At 60.0% G+C, this 19,014-nt stretch carries 14 protein-coding genes; 5 read left to right on the forward strand and 9 right to left on the reverse strand.

Going from position 1 to position 19,014, the window contains the following annotated elements:
• Positions 1-115: 115 nt before the first annotated feature.
• Complete coding sequence (locus NW816_RS10885) at positions 116-1,069, reverse strand: RluA family pseudouridine synthase (RefSeq protein ID WP_414409164.1); 954 nt, start codon at positions 1,067-1,069, stop codon at positions 116-118.
• Between the two features lie 373 nt (positions 1,070-1,442).
• On the opposite strand from NW816_RS10885, the gene ppsA reads away from it, so the two are divergent.
• Together ppsA and NW816_RS10895 are read left to right on the forward strand one after the other, a co-directional pair.
• On the forward strand, positions 1,443-3,902 hold the full coding sequence (gene ppsA, locus NW816_RS10890) for a phosphoenolpyruvate synthase (protein WP_414409165.1): 2,460 nt from the start codon (positions 1,443-1,445) through the stop codon (positions 3,900-3,902).
• An 81-nt stretch (positions 3,903-3,983) separates the two neighbouring features.
• A complete protein-coding gene (locus NW816_RS10895) occupies positions 3,984-5,258 on the forward strand; it encodes a dihydrolipoamide acetyltransferase family protein (protein ID WP_414409166.1) in 1,275 nt (424 codons plus the stop codon).
• Here the strand turns inward: NW816_RS10895 and NW816_RS10900 are convergent.
• Positions 5,176-6,414 carry a DUF389 domain-containing protein gene (locus NW816_RS10900; protein WP_414409167.1) on the reverse strand — a complete coding sequence of 413 codons (1,239 nt, stop codon included), beginning with the start codon at positions 6,412-6,414 and terminating at the stop codon, positions 5,176-5,178. The genes NW816_RS10895 and NW816_RS10900 overlap by 83 nt on opposite strands.
• Positions 6,415-6,505: 91 nt before the next feature.
• A complete protein-coding gene (gene lipA / locus NW816_RS10905; protein WP_414409168.1) occupies positions 6,506-7,399 on the reverse strand; it encodes a lipoyl synthase in 894 nt (297 codons plus the stop codon).
• 175 nt (positions 7,400-7,574) lie between these two features.
• On the opposite strand from lipA, the gene tkt reads away from it, so the two are divergent.
• Positions 7,575-9,575 (forward strand): transketolase, encoded by a 2,001-nt coding sequence (tkt, locus tag NW816_RS10910; protein ID WP_414409169.1) that lies wholly within the window; start codon positions 7,575-7,577, stop codon positions 9,573-9,575.
• A gap of 57 nt (positions 9,576-9,632) precedes the next feature.
• Here the strand turns inward: tkt and NW816_RS10915 are convergent, their stop codons facing one another.
• On the reverse strand, positions 9,633-9,824 hold the full coding sequence (locus NW816_RS10915) for a hypothetical protein (protein WP_414382224.1): 192 nt from the start codon (positions 9,822-9,824) through the stop codon (positions 9,633-9,635).
• A 473-nt stretch (positions 9,825-10,297) separates the two neighbouring features.
• Here NW816_RS10915 and NW816_RS10920 point away from each other — a divergent pair, with 473 nt between their 5' ends.
• Positions 10,298-10,768: a hypothetical protein gene (locus tag NW816_RS10920; RefSeq protein ID WP_414409170.1), complete on the forward strand. Its 471-nt coding sequence runs from the start codon at positions 10,298-10,300 to the stop codon at positions 10,766-10,768.
• 339 nt (positions 10,769-11,107) lie between these two features.
• Positions 11,108-12,157, forward strand: a complete 1,050-nt coding sequence (locus tag NW816_RS10925; protein ID WP_414399182.1) for a hypothetical protein — start codon at positions 11,108-11,110, stop codon at positions 12,155-12,157.
• A gap of 81 nt (positions 12,158-12,238) precedes the next feature.
• Here the strand turns inward: NW816_RS10925 and NW816_RS10930 are convergent, their stop codons facing one another.
• From NW816_RS10930 to NW816_RS10950, 5 genes are all read right to left on the reverse strand, one after another.
• Positions 12,239-12,526 carry a hypothetical protein gene (locus tag NW816_RS10930; protein WP_414409171.1) on the reverse strand — a complete coding sequence of 96 codons (288 nt, stop codon included), beginning with the start codon at positions 12,524-12,526 and terminating at the stop codon, positions 12,239-12,241.
• Positions 12,527-12,553: 27 nt separating this feature from the next.
• Positions 12,554-13,171, reverse strand: coding sequence for a hypothetical protein (locus NW816_RS10935; protein ID WP_414409172.1), 618 nt, complete (start codon positions 13,169-13,171; stop codon positions 12,554-12,556).
• Positions 13,172-13,192: 21 nt separating this feature from the next.
• The gene (locus NW816_RS10940; RefSeq protein WP_414409173.1) at positions 13,193-15,022 is read right to left on the reverse strand and encodes a proline--tRNA ligase; all 1,830 of its coding nucleotides are present in this window, start codon (positions 15,020-15,022) and stop codon (positions 13,193-13,195) included.
• A gap of 115 nt (positions 15,023-15,137) precedes the next feature.
• Positions 15,138-18,302 (reverse strand): translation initiation factor IF-2, encoded by a 3,165-nt coding sequence (gene infB, locus NW816_RS10945; RefSeq protein ID WP_414409174.1) that lies wholly within the window; start codon positions 18,300-18,302, stop codon positions 15,138-15,140.
• 375 nt (positions 18,303-18,677) lie between these two features.
• Positions 18,678-18,986, reverse strand: coding sequence for a YlxR family protein (locus NW816_RS10950; RefSeq protein ID WP_414409175.1), 309 nt, complete (start codon positions 18,984-18,986; stop codon positions 18,678-18,680).
• Positions 18,987-19,014 lie beyond the last annotated feature (28 nt).

Genomic DNA, 19,014 nt, shown 5'->3' on the forward strand with positions numbered 1-19,014 from the left:
CTGGGACACCTTGAGCTTGCAGGAGACGGTCAGGACTTGGGTCATGGTTCTATCGTAACTTCCGCATTCCTCCCGACACTGACCCTACGGGTACAGTGCGGGGCTCCTGCGATTTCTAGCTGACTTGGCTGCGCAATTGCCGCAGGAGCCGCTCGAACTCCTCAGGAAGGGGGGCAGTAAAGTGCATCGGCTGGCCGCTGCGCGGGTGGATGAAGGAAAGTTTCCAAGCGTGAAGGGCTTGGCCGCTCAGTTTGACAGGGCTGGTTTTGCTCTGGGTGTAGAGGGGATCCCCGACAATCGGCAGGCGCAAATGGGCAGCATGAACCCGAATTTGATGGGTGCGCCCCGTCTCCAGCTCAAACTGCATCAGGGTGTAGTTGCCCAGGCGCTCCAGCACCTGCCAGTGGGTTACCGCCGCTCGCCCTTGGCCGGGGGGCAGGACGGCCATCTTTTGCCGATCCACCGGGTGCCTCCCAATGGGGGCAGAGACGGTGCCCTGACTTTGAGCCGGACGACCGAACACCACCCCCAAATAGAGGCGCCGGGCAGTTTTGGCTTGAATTTGGGCTTGCAGATGCTGGTGGGCTTGATCGTGTTTGGCGATCACCAGCGCGCCGGTGGTGTCTTTGTCGAGGCGATGCACAATGCCCGGACGCTGTTCGCCGTTGATGCCCGACAGGCGGGGACAATGGGCCAGCAGCGCGTGAACCAGTGTGCCGCTGGGATGGCCGGGAGCCGGATGCACTACCAGATCGCGGGGTTTGTTGAGCACAATCAGGTCGTCATCTTCGTAGAGAATGTCCAGCGGGATCCGCTCCGGCTCCAGTCTCGAAGGGGTAACCGCCGGGATCCGCACCTCAATCCGATCCCCCGTTTGCAAGGCGCGATTTTTATCCAGGCAGGGCTTCCCATTCAGCCAAACCTGCCCCGCCCGAATGAGCTGTTGCAGGCGCGAGCGAGACAAATCGGGGAGTTGCTCCGCCAAGCCTCGATCCAGCCGGGATCCCTGCTGTTTCTCGGTTACCGTTACCTGTCGAACCTCCACCGGCAGATCCTGGTGGCTTTCCATGCCCGACCGATTTGCCCTGTTGCGGAAACTGTCTTTTTTCATTGTGGCAGTTTGTTATTTTTGCTTGAAGTAAAAAAGGGCAAAGATTTGTGGCAACTTCGCCGAGGCAGCTTTCCCAGAATCCTGTTTGGTTCATCCCCTTTTGAGCCCTTTCTTCCCGATTTTCTGGGCATCGCAGCCGGAGAAAAAACCTCAGTAGAGTGAGAGTAAAGCCCATCGGGAGAAGCCGGGCCGACTTCTGGCCCAGAGGGAGTCTTTCTCTCGCACGCAATCGTCCTGAGGATGTCACCACAACATCGATTTCTCGATTGCAGATTGCGATGGGCTCAATCGTCCGAGGACAAGGGGTTCAATTCGCACAGGGAGGTGAGGCATGTCGGATAGAGCAACCGTGGGATCCCGGCCTCAACAAGACCCTCAGTTCTTGTCAGAGCTGCCTTTGGTCTTGCCACTGACGGAGGTGGGGCTGAGAGATATCGCCCAGGTGGGCGGGAAAAATGCCTCTCTGGGGGAGATGCTCCAACAGTTGGCTCCACAAGGGATCCAGGTGCCCACAGGATTTGCCACCACGGCCCATGCGTATCGCCAGTTCATCGCCTCTGCGGGTTTGGAGGAAAAGCTGCGCGAGATCTTTCGGGATCTCGACATTGAAGACGTGAACAACCTGCGCCATCGCGGCAAGGCTGCCCGCACCTTAATTCTGCAGACTCCCTTTCCCCCTCAGCTAGAGCAGGCCATCACGGAAGCCTACCAGAAGCTGTGCGAGCGCTACGGCCCCGACACCGATGTGGCAGTGCGCTCCAGCGCCACGGCAGAAGACTTGCCGGATGCCAGCTTTGCCGGCCAGCAGGAGACCTACCTGAACGTGCATGGGGTGCGGGCGGTGCTCAACGCCTGCCACCACTGTTTTGCCAGCCTGTTTACCGACCGGGCCATTTCCTACCGCCAAATCAAGGGCTTTGACCACTTTCAAGTGGCCCTTTCGGTGGGGGTGCAGAAGATGGTGCGCTCCGACCTGGCCTGTTCGGGGGTGATGTTCTCCATCGACCCGGAAACCGGCTTCAAAGACGCAGTGCTCATCACCGCCGCCTATGGTCTGGGGGAAAACGTGGTGCAAGGGATCGTCAACCCCGACGAATACGTGGTGTTCAAACCTACCCTCAAGCGGGGCCTGCGACCCCTTCTCTCCCGCAAGCTGGGCAGCAAAGCCCTGAAGCTCGTCTACGACGAGGGGGGATCCCGTTCCACCAAAAACGTGGCTGTCCCCGAAAGCCTGCGCAAGCAATATGCCCTCAGGGATGAGGAAATCCTCAAATTGGCCCAGTGGGCCTGCTTGATCGAGGAGCACTACTCGGCACAGCGGGGCCATTTCACGCCGATGGACATCGAGTGGGCCAAAGATGGCCTCACCGGGGAGCTGTTTATCGTGCAGGCCCGCCCCGAAACGGTGCAATCGCAAAAAGCGGCCAACCGGCTGACCACCTATCGCTTCACCCAGCCGGAAGTGCGGCCCGAACCTCTGGTGCGGGGGCGGGCGGTGGGCGAGGCCATCGGCCAGGGTACAGCCCGCCTTATCTTGGATGTGCGCCGCTCGGATCAGTTCCAAGCTGGAGAGGTGCTGGTGACCGAGAAGACGGATCCCGACTGGGAGCCCATCATGAAGAAAGCCAGCGCCATCGTCACCAACCAGGGGGGCAGAACCTGCCATGCGGCCATCATCGCCCGCGAGCTGGGGATCCCGGCCATTGTTGGCTGCGGCAACGCCACCCAGGTGCTCAGCTCCGGCCAGCCCATCACCATTTCCTGCGCCGAGGGAGAAGAAGGGCGGGTTTATCCCGGCTTGCTGCCCTATGAAGTGAGCGAGATCCCCCTGGAGAAGCTGCCCCGTCCCCGCACCCAGCTGATGATGAATGTGGGCAACCCAGAAAAAGCCTTCGGCCTCAGCGGGATCCCTTGCGATGGGGTCGGGCTGGCGCGGCTGGAGTTCATCATCGCCAACCACATTCAAGTCCACCCGCTGGCTTTGCTCAACTACGAGCAGGCGGTGAAAGAGGAGCCGCGCCTGGCGGAGCTGACCGCCCAATATCCCGATAAGCCTGAATACTTTGTGGATAAGCTGGCCCAAGGGGTGAGCACCATCGCCGCCGCCTTCTATCCCAAGCCGGTGATCGTGCGGCTGTCGGATTTCAAGAGCAACGAGTATGCCCACCTGTTGGGGGGATCCCGCTACGAGCCCCACGAGGAAAACCCGATGATCGGCTGGCGGGGGGCTTCCCGCTACACGGATCCCCGCTACCGTGAGGGCTTTGCCTTGGAGTGTCGGGCCATGAAACGGGTGCGGGATGAGATGGGCCTGACCAACGTGATCTTGATGATCCCCTTCTGCCGCACGCCGGAAGAGGGGCACAAGGTGCTGGAAGAGATGGCCCGCCATGGCCTGGTGCGGGGAGAAAACGGTCTGCAGGTGTACGTGATGTGTGAATTGCCCAGCAACGTCATCCTGGCCGACGCGTTTTGCCAGATCTTCGACGGCTTCTCCATCGGCTCCAACGACCTCACCCAGCTCACTCTGGGCCTGGATCGCGACTCAGCCCTGGTGGCCCACCTTTTTGACGAGCGCAACGAGGCCGTCAGGCGGATGATCGCCCAGGTGATCCAGACGGTGAAAAGCCACGGGCGCAAGATCGGCATCTGTGGCCAGGCTCCCAGCGACTACCCCGACTTCGCCCGCTTCCTGGTGCAGGCAGGGATCGATTCCATCAGCCTCAACCCCGATTCCCTGCTGAAAACTCTGCTGGTGGTGGCCGAAGCAGAAGCGGCTGGCGCCCGGTGAGCCCAAAGCCGGCCCAGGGACGTGCGCAGGGATCCCGTCTCCTGGGTTACAATCTTTTCTGCTGTGTTCCCATCCCCATCGATGATCCACGAATTCTCCATGCCGGCCCTCAGCTCCACCATGGAAACGGGCAAGATCGTCGCCTGGCTGAAAAACCCCGGCGACCGGGTGGAGAAGGGAGAAAACATCCTAGTGGTGGAGTCGGACAAAGCGGACATGGATGTGGAGTCCTTCCACAGCGGCATCCTGGCCAGTATCCTGGTGCCGGCAGGGGAATCAGCCCCGGTGGGCGCCCCCATTGCCCTGATTGCCGAAAGCGAAGCGGAAGTGGCCCAAGCTCAGGAAAAAGCCAAAGCCCTCGCTGCTGGCGTTACCCCTGCGGCTCCACCTAGCGCAGACCGCGCCTCTGCAGCTCAGCCGACAAGTCCTGCCCCTGCGGCAACCCCCACCTCTACACTGCCAAATGGATCGGATGGCGCCGGATCCCAGCGGATCGTGGCTTCCCCGCGGGCGAAAAAATTGGCGGAAAGCCTGGGGATCGATCTGCGCACCGTGCGCGGCTCCGGCCCCAACGGTCGCATCATAGCCGAAGACGTGGAGCGGGCAGCGGCCCTTTCCGCTCCTGCAGTGGCTGCCCCCTCTGCCCCAGCCCCTACGTCCCCAACTCCTGCGGCTGTCCCCTTGGGAGAAACGGTTCCCCTCAGCACTTTACAAGCGGCGGTGGTGCGCAATATGAACGCCAGCCTGGGCGTGCCAGTGTTCCACGTGGGCTACACCATCACCACCGATAGCCTGGATCACCTCTACCAACAGGTGAAGCCCAAAGGAGTCACCCTGACGGCCCTCTTGGTCAAAGCCGTGGCCATGACCCTGGAGAAGCACCCCCTTCTGAATGCCAGCTACACAGAAGGCGGGATCCACTACAAAGCCGATATCAACATCGCGGTGGCGGTGGCCATGGAGGATGGCGGGCTGATCACTCCTGTCTTGAAGCAGGCCAACCGGCTCGATCTGTACGAGATCTCCCGCCGTTGGAAGAATCTGGTGGAGCGGGCGCGGCGCAAGCAACTGCAGCCGGAAGAGTACAATAGCGGCACCTTTACCCTCTCCAACCTGGGCATGTTCGGGGTGGATCGCTTCGATGCCATTTTGCCCCCCAACCAGGGATCCATTTTGGCCATCGGCGCTTCTCGCCCCACGGTGGTGGCGACGCCGGAAAAAGCCATTGCCATCCGTTCCCAAATGCAGGTGAACCTCACCTGCGATCACCGTGTCATCTACGGGGCTCATGCGGCGGCTTTCCTGCAGGATCTGGCCCAGTTGTTAGAACAAAATGTGGGATCCCTGACGTTGTAGCAAGCCCACCCGGCGATTCAGTAGGGGGGAATAATCCCCCTCGGTCGTGGGGAAAGAGTTGCCTCTGTAGGGTTAACCTCGGGATCCGACTCAGGCTCTTCTGGGGCAGGCATTTCTCGGCGCACCTCTTGGTCTTGTACCACCTGAAAAACAGGGTAAAGGGGCGACCTACCTCCGCCGCCACAAATTCCTCCAGCAAAGTCACCTGCCTGGGGGTAACCGGCTCGTCTGCTCGTACCGACAGCACTACTTCTGGGGGATTGACCACCCAGTTAAACTCGCTGCGCAATAGGGTTACCCGTTGGAAGGTGATGGTTCTGTTTAGCAAGGCGGTTCGTAGCGCCCATTCCAACCGAGATTGATACAGCAGTTGAGTCATACTGGCTGCCAGCGGCACCAGCAACACCATCACCAAACCGAACATCCACACCAATCCAGAACGGGCCTTGTGCAAGGGGGCGTAGCCCATCAGCAAAAACGTAACCATGCAAGCCAGGGCAATCCCCAACAGGTTGGTGGAATAGAGCAGGGTTGCTCCTAGGCTGATCTCCCAGTCGGCATGGGCCAGTCCCAAACCAATCACACACACCGGCGGCATTAAGGCCACAGCAATCGCAACCCCTGCCAAACTGTCGGCGATCTCTTTGCGCACCCTAGCAAAAGCGCCAATTCCCCCTGCTGCTAGCGCCACTCCCAAATCCAACAGGTTGGGTTGAGTGCGGGCCAAAATTTCGCTGCCCCAATTGGGAAGACCTACCCACCACCCCAGCAGGAAAGATACCCCCACCCCAATACCAGTTCCCACGGTCAAAGACAGGATGCCTGTACGAAACAAGACCACATTCCCATCTAAAGCCCCCATGGCCATGCCGCGAATCGGCAGCATCAAAGGAGCCACGATCATCGCCCCAATGATCACGGCCGGGCTATTGGCCAGTAACCCCAACGTGGCAATCACACAGGAGCCGAGCACCAACATCAAGTAGTTCAGGCTGAGGCGAGACTCCCGCATCAATCCCACCATCAACTCGGCATATTCTTCTGGAGTGACCAGTGGTGGCCGCCAGCGGAGAGGCTGTGGCCAACCCTGGGGTGAGGGAACCAAGCCGGTTTCTGAGCTGCTGCTAGTAGAAGGAGGGATCCTGTTCATATCCATGATTGGGTTCCCGGTCTTGGGTCTCCTTGGCGGTGTCAGGAACACACCAGCCTCGGGCTTTCAGCAGTCTAACTTGGTGGAGAGCCGCTACTCAGGATCCCCCTTTGGGAGAGTGGCGCATCAAATCTTGTACGGCCTCGGCATGGTAAGAGCTGCGGGTGAGAGGGGAGGACACCACCTGCAAAAAGCCCAGCTCTTCCCCCACCCGTCGCCAATGGTCGAACTCTTCGGGGGGAACGTAGCGCTCCACCGGCAGGTGTTTGGGGCTGGGCGCCAGGTATTGGCCGAGCGTGAGGATGTCACAACCCACCCGGCGCAGATCCCGCATCACCTGCAAGATCTCCTCGGCTGTCTCTCCCAGACCCAACATCACCCCCGACTTGGTGTACAGGCCGGGATCCCATTGCCGTGCCAACTCCAACAGTTTGAGGGAGCGCTCGTAGTTCCCTTGCGGGCGTACACGGCGATAGAGGCGGGGCACCGTTTCGGTATTGTGGTTGAGCACCGTCGGTCGGGCGGCCAAGATCTGCTGCAGCGCCTGCCAGTTACCACATAGGTCTGGGATCAAGACCTCGATGGTGGTCTGGGGCATGCGGCGGCGGATTTCCGCAATGCAGGCCACAAACTGGCTGGCTCCCCCATCGGGCAGGTCGTCCCGATTCACCGACGTAATCACCGCATGGCGCAATCCCAAGCGTTCCACTGCTTCTGCCACCCGCAGGGGTTCAGTGGCATCCAGGGGCAGAGGGCGTTTGGTGAAGTCGATATCGCAGTAGGGGCAGGCGCGGGTACAGGCCGGGCCCATGATCAAAAAGGTGGCGGTGCCGTTGGCAAAACACTCCCCCAGGTTGGGACAGGAAGCCTCTTCGCAAACCGTGTTCAGGCCCAAGTCCCGCAGCAGTTGTTTGACGGATCCCACCCGTTGAGGGGCCTTGGCCCGCAGCCAGGAGGGTTTGCCGCCAGGAGAAGAAGAAACAACGGTCAAAGAAGTGCTCCAGCACAAAACAGCAGCGACGGTATCACTCAGCTTAGCCTGCCATTTGGCCCCGTTGGAATTTGGACAAAGCCAATTTCCCGGCCCAATTGATCCCTGCCGCCTCGGAAGCACGACCCAAAACGCGGCATACTGGAAAGCAAATGTCGAGCGATAGGGATCCCACATGGTTGTCGCTGCTCCTCCCTCTCTGGAACAACTTGCCATCAACACGATTCGCTTTTTGGCGGTGGATGCTGTTCAGAAGGCCAACTCCGGCCACCCCGGCCTACCGATGGGAGCAGCACCCATGGCCTATGTGCTGTGGCAGCAGTTCATGAAGTTCAACCCCCGCAACCCCAAGTGGGTGGATCGGGATCGCTTTGTGCTCTCGGCGGGGCACGGCTGCATGCTGCAGTACGCGCTGCTGCACCTGACCGGCTTTGATGTGAGCCTAGAGGACATCAAGCAGTTTCGCCAGTGGGGATCCAAAACCCCCGGCCACCCGGAAAACTTTGAAACTCCGGGGGTAGAGGTCACCACCGGCCCGCTGGGGCAAGGGGTGGGTAACGCGGTTGGGCTGGCGATTGCCGAGGCCCATCTGGCCGCCCGCTTCAACAAGCCCGGCCACACCATTGTGGATCACTACACCTACGTGATCTTGGGGGATGGCTGCAACATGGAGGGGGTGGCTTCCGAAGCAGCTTCTTTGGCCGGCCACCTGCAACTGGGCAAGCTGATCATGCTCTACGACAGCAACCACATCTCCATCGACGGCAGCACAGAAATCGCCTTTACGGAAGATGTGGGCAAACGCTATGAAGCCTACGGCTGGCACGTGCAAAAGGTAGACGACGGCAACCACGACCTGAAGGGGATCGCCGAGGCCATCCAAAAAGCCAAGGAAGTCACCAACAAGCCTTCTTTGATCATTGTCGAGACCACCATCGGCTACGGATCCCCCAACAAGGCCGGCAGCGAGAGCGTCCATGGGGCACCCCTGGGGCCGGAAGAGGTGAAGCTCACCAAACAAAACCTGGGTTGGCCTCTGGAGCCGGAGTTTTACATTCCCGACGAGGTGCTGGCCCACTTCCGTCAGGCCATCGAAAAAGGGGCCAAGGCCGAGGCCGAGTGGAACGAGCGCTTCGCCGCCTACGAGAAGGCTTACCCCGAAGAGGCCGCCGAGTTCAAGCGCATCATGGCCGGGGAGCTGCCGGTGGGCTGGAAAGAAGCGCTGGCCCCCATTGCCGAAACCGGCAGAGAATCCACCCGCAACCTCTCCAAGTTTTGTCTGAATGCCTTGGCCAAAGCGGTGCCGGAACTGCTGGGGGGATCCGCAGATCTCGCCCACTCCAACATGACCTATTTAAAAGGGATCCCAGAGTTTCAGGCCGGCTCTTACGAGGGGCGTAACTTCCGCTTTGGGGTGCGGGAACACGGCATGGGAGCCATTGCCAACGGCATGGCGCTTCATGGAGGTCTCATCCCTTACGACGCCACCTTTTTGATCTTCACCGACTACATGCGGCCTGCCATCCGCCTGTCCGCCCTCTCGCAGGTGCGGGTGCTGCACGTCATGACCCACGACTCCGTCGCCTTGGGGGAAGATGGCCCCACTCACCAGCCGGTGGAAACTTTGGCCTCCCTGCGGGCCATTCCCAATCTCTATGTGCTGCGCCCGGCAGATGCCCGCGAAACGGTGGGATCCTACCAGGTGGCCCTAGAAGCCAAGACCACCCCTTCTGTGCTGGTGTTTACCCGGCAAGCCGTCAACCCGGTGGAGGGCACCTCTGTTGAAGGCGTAGCCAAAGGGGCCTATGTGGTGGTGGATGCCCCCAATCCAGAGCTGATCTTGATCGCCACCGGCTCTGAACTGGAGCTGGCGGTGAAAGCTGCAGCCCAACTGAAGCAGGAAGGCCGGGCCGTGCGGGTGGTCTCTATGCCCTGTATGGAGCTGTTTGAGGCCCAGCCCCAGAGCTACCGCGATTCCGTTCTGCCCCCCAACGTCACCAAGCGCGTCTCCGTCGAGGCAGGCTGCACCTTCGGCTGGCACAAGTACCTGGGGTTTGAGGGGGTGGCCATTGGCATCGATCGCTTTGGCGCTTCCGCCCCCGGCCCGGTGTGCATGGAGAAGTTCGGCTTCACGGTGGAGAACGTGCTCAACACTGCCCGCCGGTTGCTGAGCTGAGTTTCCCTTTTCGTGGGGCTAGACCCAGCAGGGATCCCTTCTCTGCTGGGCTGCTTTTCACCCTGTGGCTTGCGGCCTTGAGTCGGCAGAGTCGGGGAAATGGCCTAACTTGTCCAACAGAACTTCCAAAGCATTCAGGTCGGCCTCGGTGCAGGGGTGATTGTGGAGAATGGAGTAGATGGCGGCCTCTTGCTCCAGAGACAGCACTCCTGCTTTTAAGGCATCTTCAACAATCGAGGGAATCGTCATGAGGGATGGGTTGAAAACCCAACATTCATTTCCACCATTGCTTTGAAGAGGGAAGGTCGGCTTCCGTCAATGTGCTGAAGTTTTTGGGCCAACTGTGGATCTGAAAGCTCGGTTTAGCGAAGGAAACCCGCCATCAGGATTGCTGCTGACCCCAGGAGAGCCAAAATGGTCAGCGCCTGGCCTGCAATGAGGCTGCCTTTCCAAGAATCATTTTTTCTGGCTTTTCCGGTTCTCCTGGCATGGCTGTTCCTTGCTTCCATCTTCAGCTCTGCTCAGCTCCAACTTAGCCTTCCGCGCGAGGATCCCTGCTGTGTGGCTCTCCGGTGGCCGAAGAGGGGGGCAACTTTGAAAAAGCGACGGCCATCTGGCCCATCCAGCCATTTTTGGCAACAATACAAGCAGGCAAGGAGAAGCACTCATTTGGCCTGCCATGGGATCCCAGTTTTGCACAAGGCGCATTCTGAGGCAGAAGCATGAGGTACGCAGAACGAAGCAAAGGAATCCGCTTGACGATGGCGGCCCTGTTGGGAGCCTGGGTTGCCGGACAGGGCCCTGCTGCCGCTCAGCCCACCTTCCAAACCGTGCCGTTGCCGCGCCTGCCTGTGGGTGTCGATCAATCGGTCTTCGATCGCCCAGTGGCCCGCTTTAACCCCAACCTACCTGCCGAGCTGGTGATCCGCAATCGCACAGGTCTGCCTTTGGAATACGGCTTTACCGATCCCCGTCAGAAGGTCTCGGAACTGCCTGCCGGCGAAACGTTGCGCCTGAGCAACCTGCTGATCCCCAACTGCATGGCCATCAACACGCCGATGTTGGCTCCTGTGGGCTACCAGGTGAGCGTGGATCCCTTGAATGTGATCACCGTAGAGGTGCGGCTGGTCAACGATGTCTCCGGCGATCATTGCCTCGATCTGCAAGAGACAGGGGCTATTTTTGTGAATTGAGATGAGCTGATACCCATCGATTACCCATCGAACACAAGTTAAGTCAAATCCTTCAAAGGGATCCCTTACATTCTCACCTACAGTCATCTTCTGGATTTTGCCAGGATGGACGTGGGATCCGGCACGGCAGATGGCAGTTGACTTTGCCCGGTTTTGACGCTGGGATTGAGTCTATTGGAGAGCCGATCAGAGGTTTAGGCGTATCGACAGGGGCCATCCCCTGTGACAGGATTCGAACAGGATATCGAGGCCGATGTTCTGCCGGACTCTGTTTAGCCTTTCTCTGGGCTTGTTGCCTGTGTAGTCTGTCTGTACTCTATCTTTTTCTTGGATGGTCTCATGAGCGATAACTTGTATTCCTGGTTTCCCCGGGCCTTGGTGATCGGTGCTGCGGTTGTGGGGTTGTCGAGCTTGCCTGCAAGGGCTCAGCAAATTACGGATCCCAGCCCAGCTCAAGCGGCCACCAATGTTGAACCTACCTCCCCAATCTCGGCTTCTTTCCGCAGCCAAGATGGCGTCAGCGTGCGCCCGGAAACGGTGAGGGTTTTTGTGGATGGTCAAGATGTCACGTCCCAGTCGGTGATCACCCGAGATTTCTTCACCTATCGCCCTGCCCAACCTCTGCCGCCGGGGCGTCGGGAAGTCTTGCTGGAGTTCACCAATACCCAGGGGGTGACCCGCCGCGTGACCTGGAGCTTCACCGTGGGTAGCCCTGTCCGCGCTTCCATCGACCTGGTGGATCACAATGCCGGCAGTCGCCCCTTGGCAGCCGGGGAAATCCTGCTGGTTACCGTCAAAGGTACCCCTTCCAGCCGGGTAACGGTTTACCTCATCCAGGATGGACGGCAAGTGCAAACCTTGCCGGCTCAGGAAGTCTCCAGCGGCACCTATGTAGTGAACGCCCTAATCGAGGCGAAAGATACCACCCGGGAAGGGATCGTCGTCGCCCGCCTGGAAAATGGTGGCCAAGTGCGCTTCATGACCGCCGAACAACCGGCCCGCCTGATCGAAGGGGCCACCGGGGGCATCCAGCGGCTGACCACCCAAGAGGTTTCCGCCACGGTCAGCGCCCCCGGCCCACTCTTGCCTCAGATCACCAACCTGCGGGATGGGGATCGGGTTTCCGGCTCTTCGTTTACGCTGCAGGGCACTACAGCTCCCAATGCTTCGGTGCGGGTGAATGTAACGGCTTCGACCTCTCTGGGGGGCATCATCAGCGCCCAACAGACCGTGACCAACCAAACGGTGCAGGCAGATGCCCAGGGCCGTTTCACCATCACCGTTCGGCCTCCCATTCCGGCCTCTGGCACGGTGTATCAGGTGAATCTCACGGCCACTTCCGGCAACCAAACCAGCCCAACGGTAACCCTGCGCCTTACCCAGCAGTAGGGGTTCAAGGGATCCCAGCCCATCCCGATAGCCTTCCCCCCACCCATCAAGGGATCTGGGCAGCCTTCCATGTCCAGCAGTTCAGACTTCCCTCTCTCCCCTGGGAGAAGGGCTGGGGGTGAGGGCCTTATCGTTTTCCATTGCCAGGGATCCCTTGTCGGCTGGCAGGGGAGTTTTTGAGAGAGGAGACTGTAGTTGCCAGCGCCACAGGAGCCCAGCCACGATCAGGGTGGGCAAAACGATCATCCCGACCACCACTGGCATTTGCTCCGGCAAGGCCAAGTAAGGGCCACCATACTTGATGGCTGTGCTGATCCCGGCAGCAGCCAGCATCAATTTTAGGGCAAACCAGACTGTTTTTCGATCCATGACTTACTTTTAATTCACGCTTTTAATTCACGATTGGCTAGGGTTGCTGACCATGGCAGTGAGAATGCCGGCAATGGTTTCTAGCTCCTCAGGTACCCGATACAGCGTTAAGTCTTGTTTGATCACCTGCTGATGGGCAAGAATTTGTCCGAACTGCCAGATAGACCCCATTGTCACTGCACCGTAGATCTGAGCCTGCTGCTCCACCTGCGCCAGGGCAATCATTTCTACAGCCATTTGCACAAAGGCCCGCGTTAGATCGTCCTTTTTGGCTTCAACCACCAGCAGGATGTTCTTCCCTCGCAACAGATAATCGAGGCTGCCCTTCAACCAATTGTTGACCATCAGGGGATACTCCAGCCGCAAAGGAACTCGACAATGGAGAGCCACTTCGGTCAGCACAGGAGCCACCAGCAATTCCCGCCGCGCTGTTTCGCTGGTGAGGCTAACCAAAGGTAACAATTGTCGGATCCGATCTTTCAGAACTGGGGTTTGAGGTGGAGCAGGGGCAACAGGCCATGTCCACTCCCCAATTTCCAGTCGATAGCCAAACTGAGCCAAGATTTCATCCGGCTCGTAGGGCATCTCAAAATAAGAGCGAAAAGTATAGGATTCGTCTTCTTTAAGAATGGAGATGTTCAGCATGGAGTTCAGGAGAAACCACGCTCAGTCTGGCACAGCTAGGGCTGCTTCAATCCGCTCTTTCAGGGTGGTCACCACTTCTTCAATGGGAATTTCCGTGGCTTGGCCGCTGGCCCGCTCGCTGAGTTCCACCTTGCCTTGTTTGAGGCTGCGCCCCGTGGTGAGGCGATAGGGGATCCCGATCAGATCCGCATCTTTGAATTTCACCCCGGCCCGCTCGTCCCGGTCATCCCAGAGGGTCTCGATGCCGGCAGTAGCGAGATCCTGCACCAGTTTCTCTGCCACGCTCATCTGCTCGGGGTCGGAGATGTTGGGCACTACCACCACCACATGATAGGGGGCAATGGCCACGGGCCAGATGATCCCGTTGGCATCGTGGGACTGTTCCACCGCCGCCTGGGCCAAGCGGGATACCCCAATGCCATAACAGCCCATCCAGAGGGGCTGCTCGGATCCCTGTTCGTCGGTAAAGGTGGCCCGCATTGGCAGCGAGAACTTGAGGCCTAGCTGAAAGATATGGCCGATCTCGATGCCACGGGCCGTTTCCAGGATCTGGTCGGGGTTGAGCAAACACCGATCCCCCGCCTGTGCCTTGCGCACATCCACCACTTCCGGCAGGGGATATTGCTCGCCCCAGTTGGCCCCCACCACGTGCTGCCCCACCTGGTTGCCGCCGGTTACGAAGTTCTGCAGCAGGGCTGCCGTCTGGTCGGCCAAGCGCAGGATCTGGGGGGCAAGGTTTTTTTGCCGGCCCAGACAGCTATCCGGCAAGTCGGGGGCAATGTAGCCCACCGGGATGGGATCCCCCTGCCAACTGTTTTGGATCTCGGCATCCGCCAAGGTGAGCTTGAGCAGCTTGTTGGCTTGGTAGCGCTCTGCCAAGCGGCTGAGGTGGTTGGCCAGTTTGACCTCGTTGACTTCTTGATCCCCGCGGATGCTGAGCAGCACTGCCACCCGCAGGCCGTTGTCGTAGAGGGCTTGGTAGAGGACGTTTTTAACGATCAGGGTAGAGGAGATTTTTAGGAAAGCGGCCAGCTTCTCGATGGTTTCGGTTCCCGGCGTATCCAGAACCTGGAAGGCGGTGTAGGGAGACTCTGCCGCTGGCGGCGGGATGGAGACGGCCTTCTCCACATTGGCAGCATAGGAGCCATCGGGCGTGTAGAGAATCTCATCTTCTCCGGCAGAGGCCAGCACCATAAACTCCTGCGAGGCCGCCGATGGCCCCCCGATCGCCCCGGCATCAGCATCCACCACGCGAAACTCCAGCCCACAGCGCCTGAGGATGCGGCTATAGGCTCGGTACATATCCTGGTAGGTCTGGCGCAGGCTTTCCTCGTTGGCATGGAAGGAGTAGGCGTCTTTCATGATGAACTCCCGCCCTCGCATCAGGCCAAAGCGGGGTCGAATCTCATCCCGGAACTTGGTCTGGATCTGGTAGAGCGTCTGCGGCAACTGGCGATAGGAGCGGATGAGATCCCGGGCCAGCAAGGTGATCACCTCCTCATGGGTGGGGCCTAGGGCCTGCTCACGTCCCTGGCGATCCTTAAGGGCAAACATGATCCCTTCCGCCTGGGTGTACACCTCCCAGCGGCCCGACTCCCGCCAGATCTCTGCCGGCTGCAGCTGGGGCAAAAGACACTCCTGAGCGCCGATGGCGTTCATCTCCTCCCGGACAATCTCCGAGATCTTTTGCAGCACCCGCCAGAGGAGCGGCAGATAGGTGTAGATCCCTGGGGAGAGCCGCCGGATAAAGCAGCCCCGCAGCAGCAATTTGTGGCTGGGCAACTCGGCCTCGACGGGATCCTCCCGCAGCGTGACAAACAGCATCTGGCTCAGTCTCTGGCTTTGTTGCATCCCTTCCCTCCCTCTGAGGACTCCTCCCGCTCGCACGATCAGCTCAAACTTTCCCGCCCTGTTTGGGATCCCCTGCCCGAGAACGCAGGCCGACCTAGAGTCGCTTGGGGTGAAGCTAGGCGGGAGTGAGCGTCCGCCGCTTGGTGACCATCTGGTACACCTCGATGATGTCGCCTTCCTGCCAGGATTGGAACTTGTCGATGCCGATCCCACACTCGAAGCCGGCAGCCACCTCCCGCACGTCGTCCTTGAAGCGCTTCAGAGAGTCGAGACGACCTTCGTAAACCACCTCCCCTTTGCGACGAACTCGCACCAGAGCATTGCGCTGCACCTTGCCCGAGAGCACATAGCTGCCGGCAACCGCACCGCGCCCGATGGGGATCACCAGGCGCACTTCCGCTTGGCCCAGCGGCTCCTCCACTTCTTCCGGCTCCAGCAAGCCCTCCATCGCTGCCCGCAGATCGTCCAGCAGGTTGTAGATGATGTCGTACTCCCGCACGTCCACACCCTTGTCATCGGCAGCCTGACGGGCGCCGGGGGCCAGGGTAGTGTTGAAGCCGAGGATGATGGCGTCGCTGGCCGCAGCCAAATCCACGTCGGTTTCCGTGATCTCGCCAGGAGCCGCCAGCAGAACCCGCAACTGGACTTCCTCTTGGGGCAAGTCCCGCAACGCTGTCTGGATGGCTTCGGCGGATCCCTGGACATCCGTCTTGATGATCAAGTTCAACTCCTTGAGCTGACCTTCTTGGGCTTTGGCGGAAACGCTACCCAAGCTCACGCGACGAGACAGCAGCGCCTGTTGTAGACGGGTTTGCCGCAGCACCTCCGCCCGCTCTTGGGCAATGCGACGGGCCTCTTTTTCGTCGGTGTAAACCTGAAACTCATCCCCGGCTGCCGGGACTTCATCCAAGCCCAGCAGTTGTACCGCCGAAGACGGCCCAGCTTCCTGCAACCGCTGGCCGCGGTCGTCCATCATCGCTTTGACCCGGCCCAGCACTGCGCCGGCCACCAGGGTATCCCCCACCCGCAGGGTGCCGTTTTGCACCAACAAAGTGGCCACTGGCCCGCGGGCTTTGTCCAAGTGGGCCTCGATCACCGTGCCGCGAGCGGGACGATTGGGGTTGGCCTGCAGCTCCGCCACATCGGCCACCAACAGGATCATCTCCAGCAGAGCATCCAGGTTACGGCGGGTGAGAGCGCTCACCTCCACCATCGGGGTATCCCCACCCCACTCTTCTGGCAATAGGCCATGCTCCGCCAACTGCTGCTTGATGCGCTCCGGCTGGCTGCCGGGTTTGTCGATCTTGTTAATGGCCACGATGATCGGCACCTGAGCCGCCCGCGCATGGCTAATGGCTTCCAGAGTTTGCGGTTGTACCCCATCGTCGGCGGCCACCACCAGAACCGCGATGTCGGTAACGCGGGCTCCTCGGGCACGCATGGCGGTAAAAGCCTGGTGGCCGGGAGTATCCAGGAAAACGATGCGCCGCTTCTGGCCTTCAAAGTTCACATCCACATGGTAGGCACCGATGCGCTGGGTGATCCCGCCAGCCTCTCCCTGCGCCACTTTGGTGTCGCGGATGGCATCGAGGAGAGTGGTTTTGCCGTGGTCCACGTGGCCCATGATGGTTACCACCGGCGGACGCGAGACCAGATGGTCGATGTCCTCCACGTCCAGCATTTCGGTTTTTTTAGCCTCGGGTTCTGCCTTGGGCCGGCGAATCTCGTAGCCCAACTCTTTGGCCACCGACTCGGCCAGCGACTCATCCAAGACCTGGTTGATGGTCACCATCACCCCCTTGAAAAAGAGGGTTTTGATGATCTCAGTTTCGGCCACGCGCAGGCGATGGGCCAATTCCTGAACGGTGAGGCTGCCATCCAAGAGCAACACCTTCTCTTCGGGCAAGGGCTCTGTCCCGCTGGCGCGATCGGCAGCACCAGCCTCAGCGGAGGTAGGTTGCTGCTGCAAACGGGCAGCAGGGCGGGGGCGGGCAGGGGGAGCAGCCGTTGCCGCGGGTGGGCGATAGGAAGGAGGCTTGGCGGTGGGGCGAGCCAAGGGCTTGAGGGCGTTCAGCTCAGCCTGCTTGACCGCTGAAATGATGGTCATGGGATCCAAATCCAAACCATCTCCATCTCCTTCCCCCCGTCTCCGACTGCGTTTGCGTTTGGCTTGGACGCGGGCAGCCCGCCGACTGAGAGCTTGTAGCTCGTCGTCCTCTTCTTCTTCCGTTTTGCGCTTGACCTTGGGTGGGGTAGGTCTTACGGGAGCCTCCGCCAACACTGGGCTGGGACGTTCCCCAGGGATTCTTTCTGGCAAGGGAGAGGCAGCATCTGGGTCAGGGGGAGCCGGCTTGGCCACAGGACGGGTAGGGGGCCCCACCAATTCCATCCGCCGCTGCGGACGAGGAGCTTCACCGACTTTGCTGCTGCTGACACTGTCTTCTTTGGTTGCCGGGGAGCGCGTGCCAGGGCGAACGGGTGCGCTCACCAGTTGTGGACGGGGGCGCTGCGCAGGTGGAGGAGAAGGAGCTTTTTCTTCCGCAGGCTGAGGAACGCGGGCGTGGCTGGGGGATGGTGCTTCTGAGGGGCTGGGGCGACTGGGCTCGGGAGCTTTTTGCGGCGGTTCAGGCCGCTCTGCCGGCGGTTTTGTCCCGGAGGTAGCTCGTTGAGGGGGCGAGAGTACGATTGGGCGCTTGGCCACAGGACTGGGCTCCGAGCCGCTGGCTTTGGCCGCGGCAGACTCAGAGGGAGTGGGAGGGGTTGCCGGTTGAGAAACAGTCTCCGGCTTTTGGGTGGCCTCAGACGAGCGGACAAGAGGGGTAACCTGCCGCCGCGGTGGGCCTATGAGCTGAGCACCACCAGCCGATCCCTTTTCGGGGGAGACTCGCTCAGGTCGAGACAGCGAGGGCTTGGCAGCCGGCAGAGTTTCAGCAGTCTTGGCTTCGCCAACTGGAGCTGGCTGCTGAGCAGGCGCGGGCCGACGAATGCCGACGATCGCGCTGGCGGTGCCGGGAACTTTCTGCTGAGGGCGCTCACCGACTTTGGCTTCAGCAGGAGGCTCCGGCGGCAGGCTTTCAGATGGGGGTTTGGGCCGGGGTCGAGGAGGTTTCACAATGTGGGGGGCGCCCAGCTTGCTGCGCACCAACTCAGCTTGCTCCGGAGAAATGGTGCTGCTGTGGGTTTTGAAAGGGATCCCCAGTTGCTCACAAACCTCCAGCACATCCCGACTGTCACGTCCCATCTCACGGGCAATATCATAAATTCGAACTTTATCGGTCATTCGTCTGCTAGCCTCTGCTCCTTTACTTCTCGTCAGTTTTACTATCCAAACTCAATGGGAACCAAGTTATTGGGTTGAGCCGAACCTTTCGGGCTTGCGGGGGCTTCCTCCGGCGCATCGAGAACAGCTCGGCAATCCTCCGGGGATCCGGCCTGAAGGGAACCCAGGTCTGAAGCTGCTCTGGCAACATCCGCAGGGGACATCCAGTAGGGCAGCCGGGGAAAGAATAGATGGAAACAGCGCCTCCAGAATAACCTCTCTGCAGCTCCTCCAGCCTGACCTCAGTTTTCCGGCCAACTCCCATTCTGACAATTGAGGGGGGCTGTCGTGTAGTTCGCAACCTGATGAACCTAAAAGGGCGTTTAAATATCTTACCTATGTTTGGGAATACCTCTGAGGCTCAGGCTTTTGGAGGAGATGCCCCTGGCAATCCTGCTCAAGAGAATCCAACAGCCGTTGAAACAACGAGTCAGGCACCGGTGCCTTGAGAGCTCTGCTGATTTGCTGCTTGCGTCGGGCTGCCTGCAGACATTCCAGCCGACGACAGACATAGGCAGAACGCCCCATACCCTCATCCAAAAGCACTTGGTGGGAATCAAATTGCCTGACCAGCCGCCACAGTTGTGAGCGAGGAAACAACTGGCGACAGCCTACACAACGGCGCAGCGGATCGGCACCCGGCAAGAGACTCTATCCTGCTGGTACACTACAA

Origin of the sequence: Synechococcus sp. W55.1, assembly GCF_047461655.1 — a bacterium.
Taxonomy (GTDB): domain Bacteria; phylum Cyanobacteriota; class Cyanobacteriia; order Thermostichales; family Thermostichaceae; genus Thermostichus.

Bases quoted from the DNA above. Each gene is read 5' to 3' on its own strand.
- NW816_RS10885 (WP_414409164.1), bottom strand. From the start codon at position 1,069: ATGGAAAGCCACCAGGATCTGCCGGTGGAGGTTCGACAGGTAACGGTA.
- ppsA (WP_414409165.1), top strand. From the start codon at position 1,443: ATGTCGGATAGAGCAACCGTGGGATCCCGGCCTCAACAAGACCCTCAG.
- NW816_RS10895 (WP_414409166.1), top strand. From the start codon at position 3,984: ATGATCCACGAATTCTCCATGCCGGCCCTCAGCTCCACCATGGAAACG.
- NW816_RS10900 (WP_414409167.1), bottom strand. From the start codon at position 6,414: ATGGATATGAACAGGATCCCTCCTTCTACTAGCAGCAGCTCAGAAACC.
- tkt (WP_414409169.1), top strand. From the start codon at position 7,575: ATGGTTGTCGCTGCTCCTCCCTCTCTGGAACAACTTGCCATCAACACG.
- NW816_RS10915 (WP_414382224.1), bottom strand. From the start codon at position 9,824: ATGACGATTCCCTCGATTGTTGAAGATGCCTTAAAAGCAGGAGTGCTG.
- NW816_RS10920 (WP_414409170.1), top strand. From the start codon at position 10,298: ATGAGGTACGCAGAACGAAGCAAAGGAATCCGCTTGACGATGGCGGCC.
- NW816_RS10925 (WP_414399182.1), top strand. From the start codon at position 11,108: ATGAGCGATAACTTGTATTCCTGGTTTCCCCGGGCCTTGGTGATCGGT.
- NW816_RS10930 (WP_414409171.1), bottom strand. From the start codon at position 12,526: ATGGATCGAAAAACAGTCTGGTTTGCCCTAAAATTGATGCTGGCTGCT.
- NW816_RS10935 (WP_414409172.1), bottom strand. From the start codon at position 13,171: ATGCTGAACATCTCCATTCTTAAAGAAGACGAATCCTATACTTTTCGC.
- NW816_RS10940 (WP_414409173.1), bottom strand. From the start codon at position 15,022: ATGCAACAAAGCCAGAGACTGAGCCAGATGCTGTTTGTCACGCTGCGG.
- infB (WP_414409174.1), bottom strand. From the start codon at position 18,302: ATGACCGATAAAGTTCGAATTTATGATATTGCCCGTGAGATGGGACGT.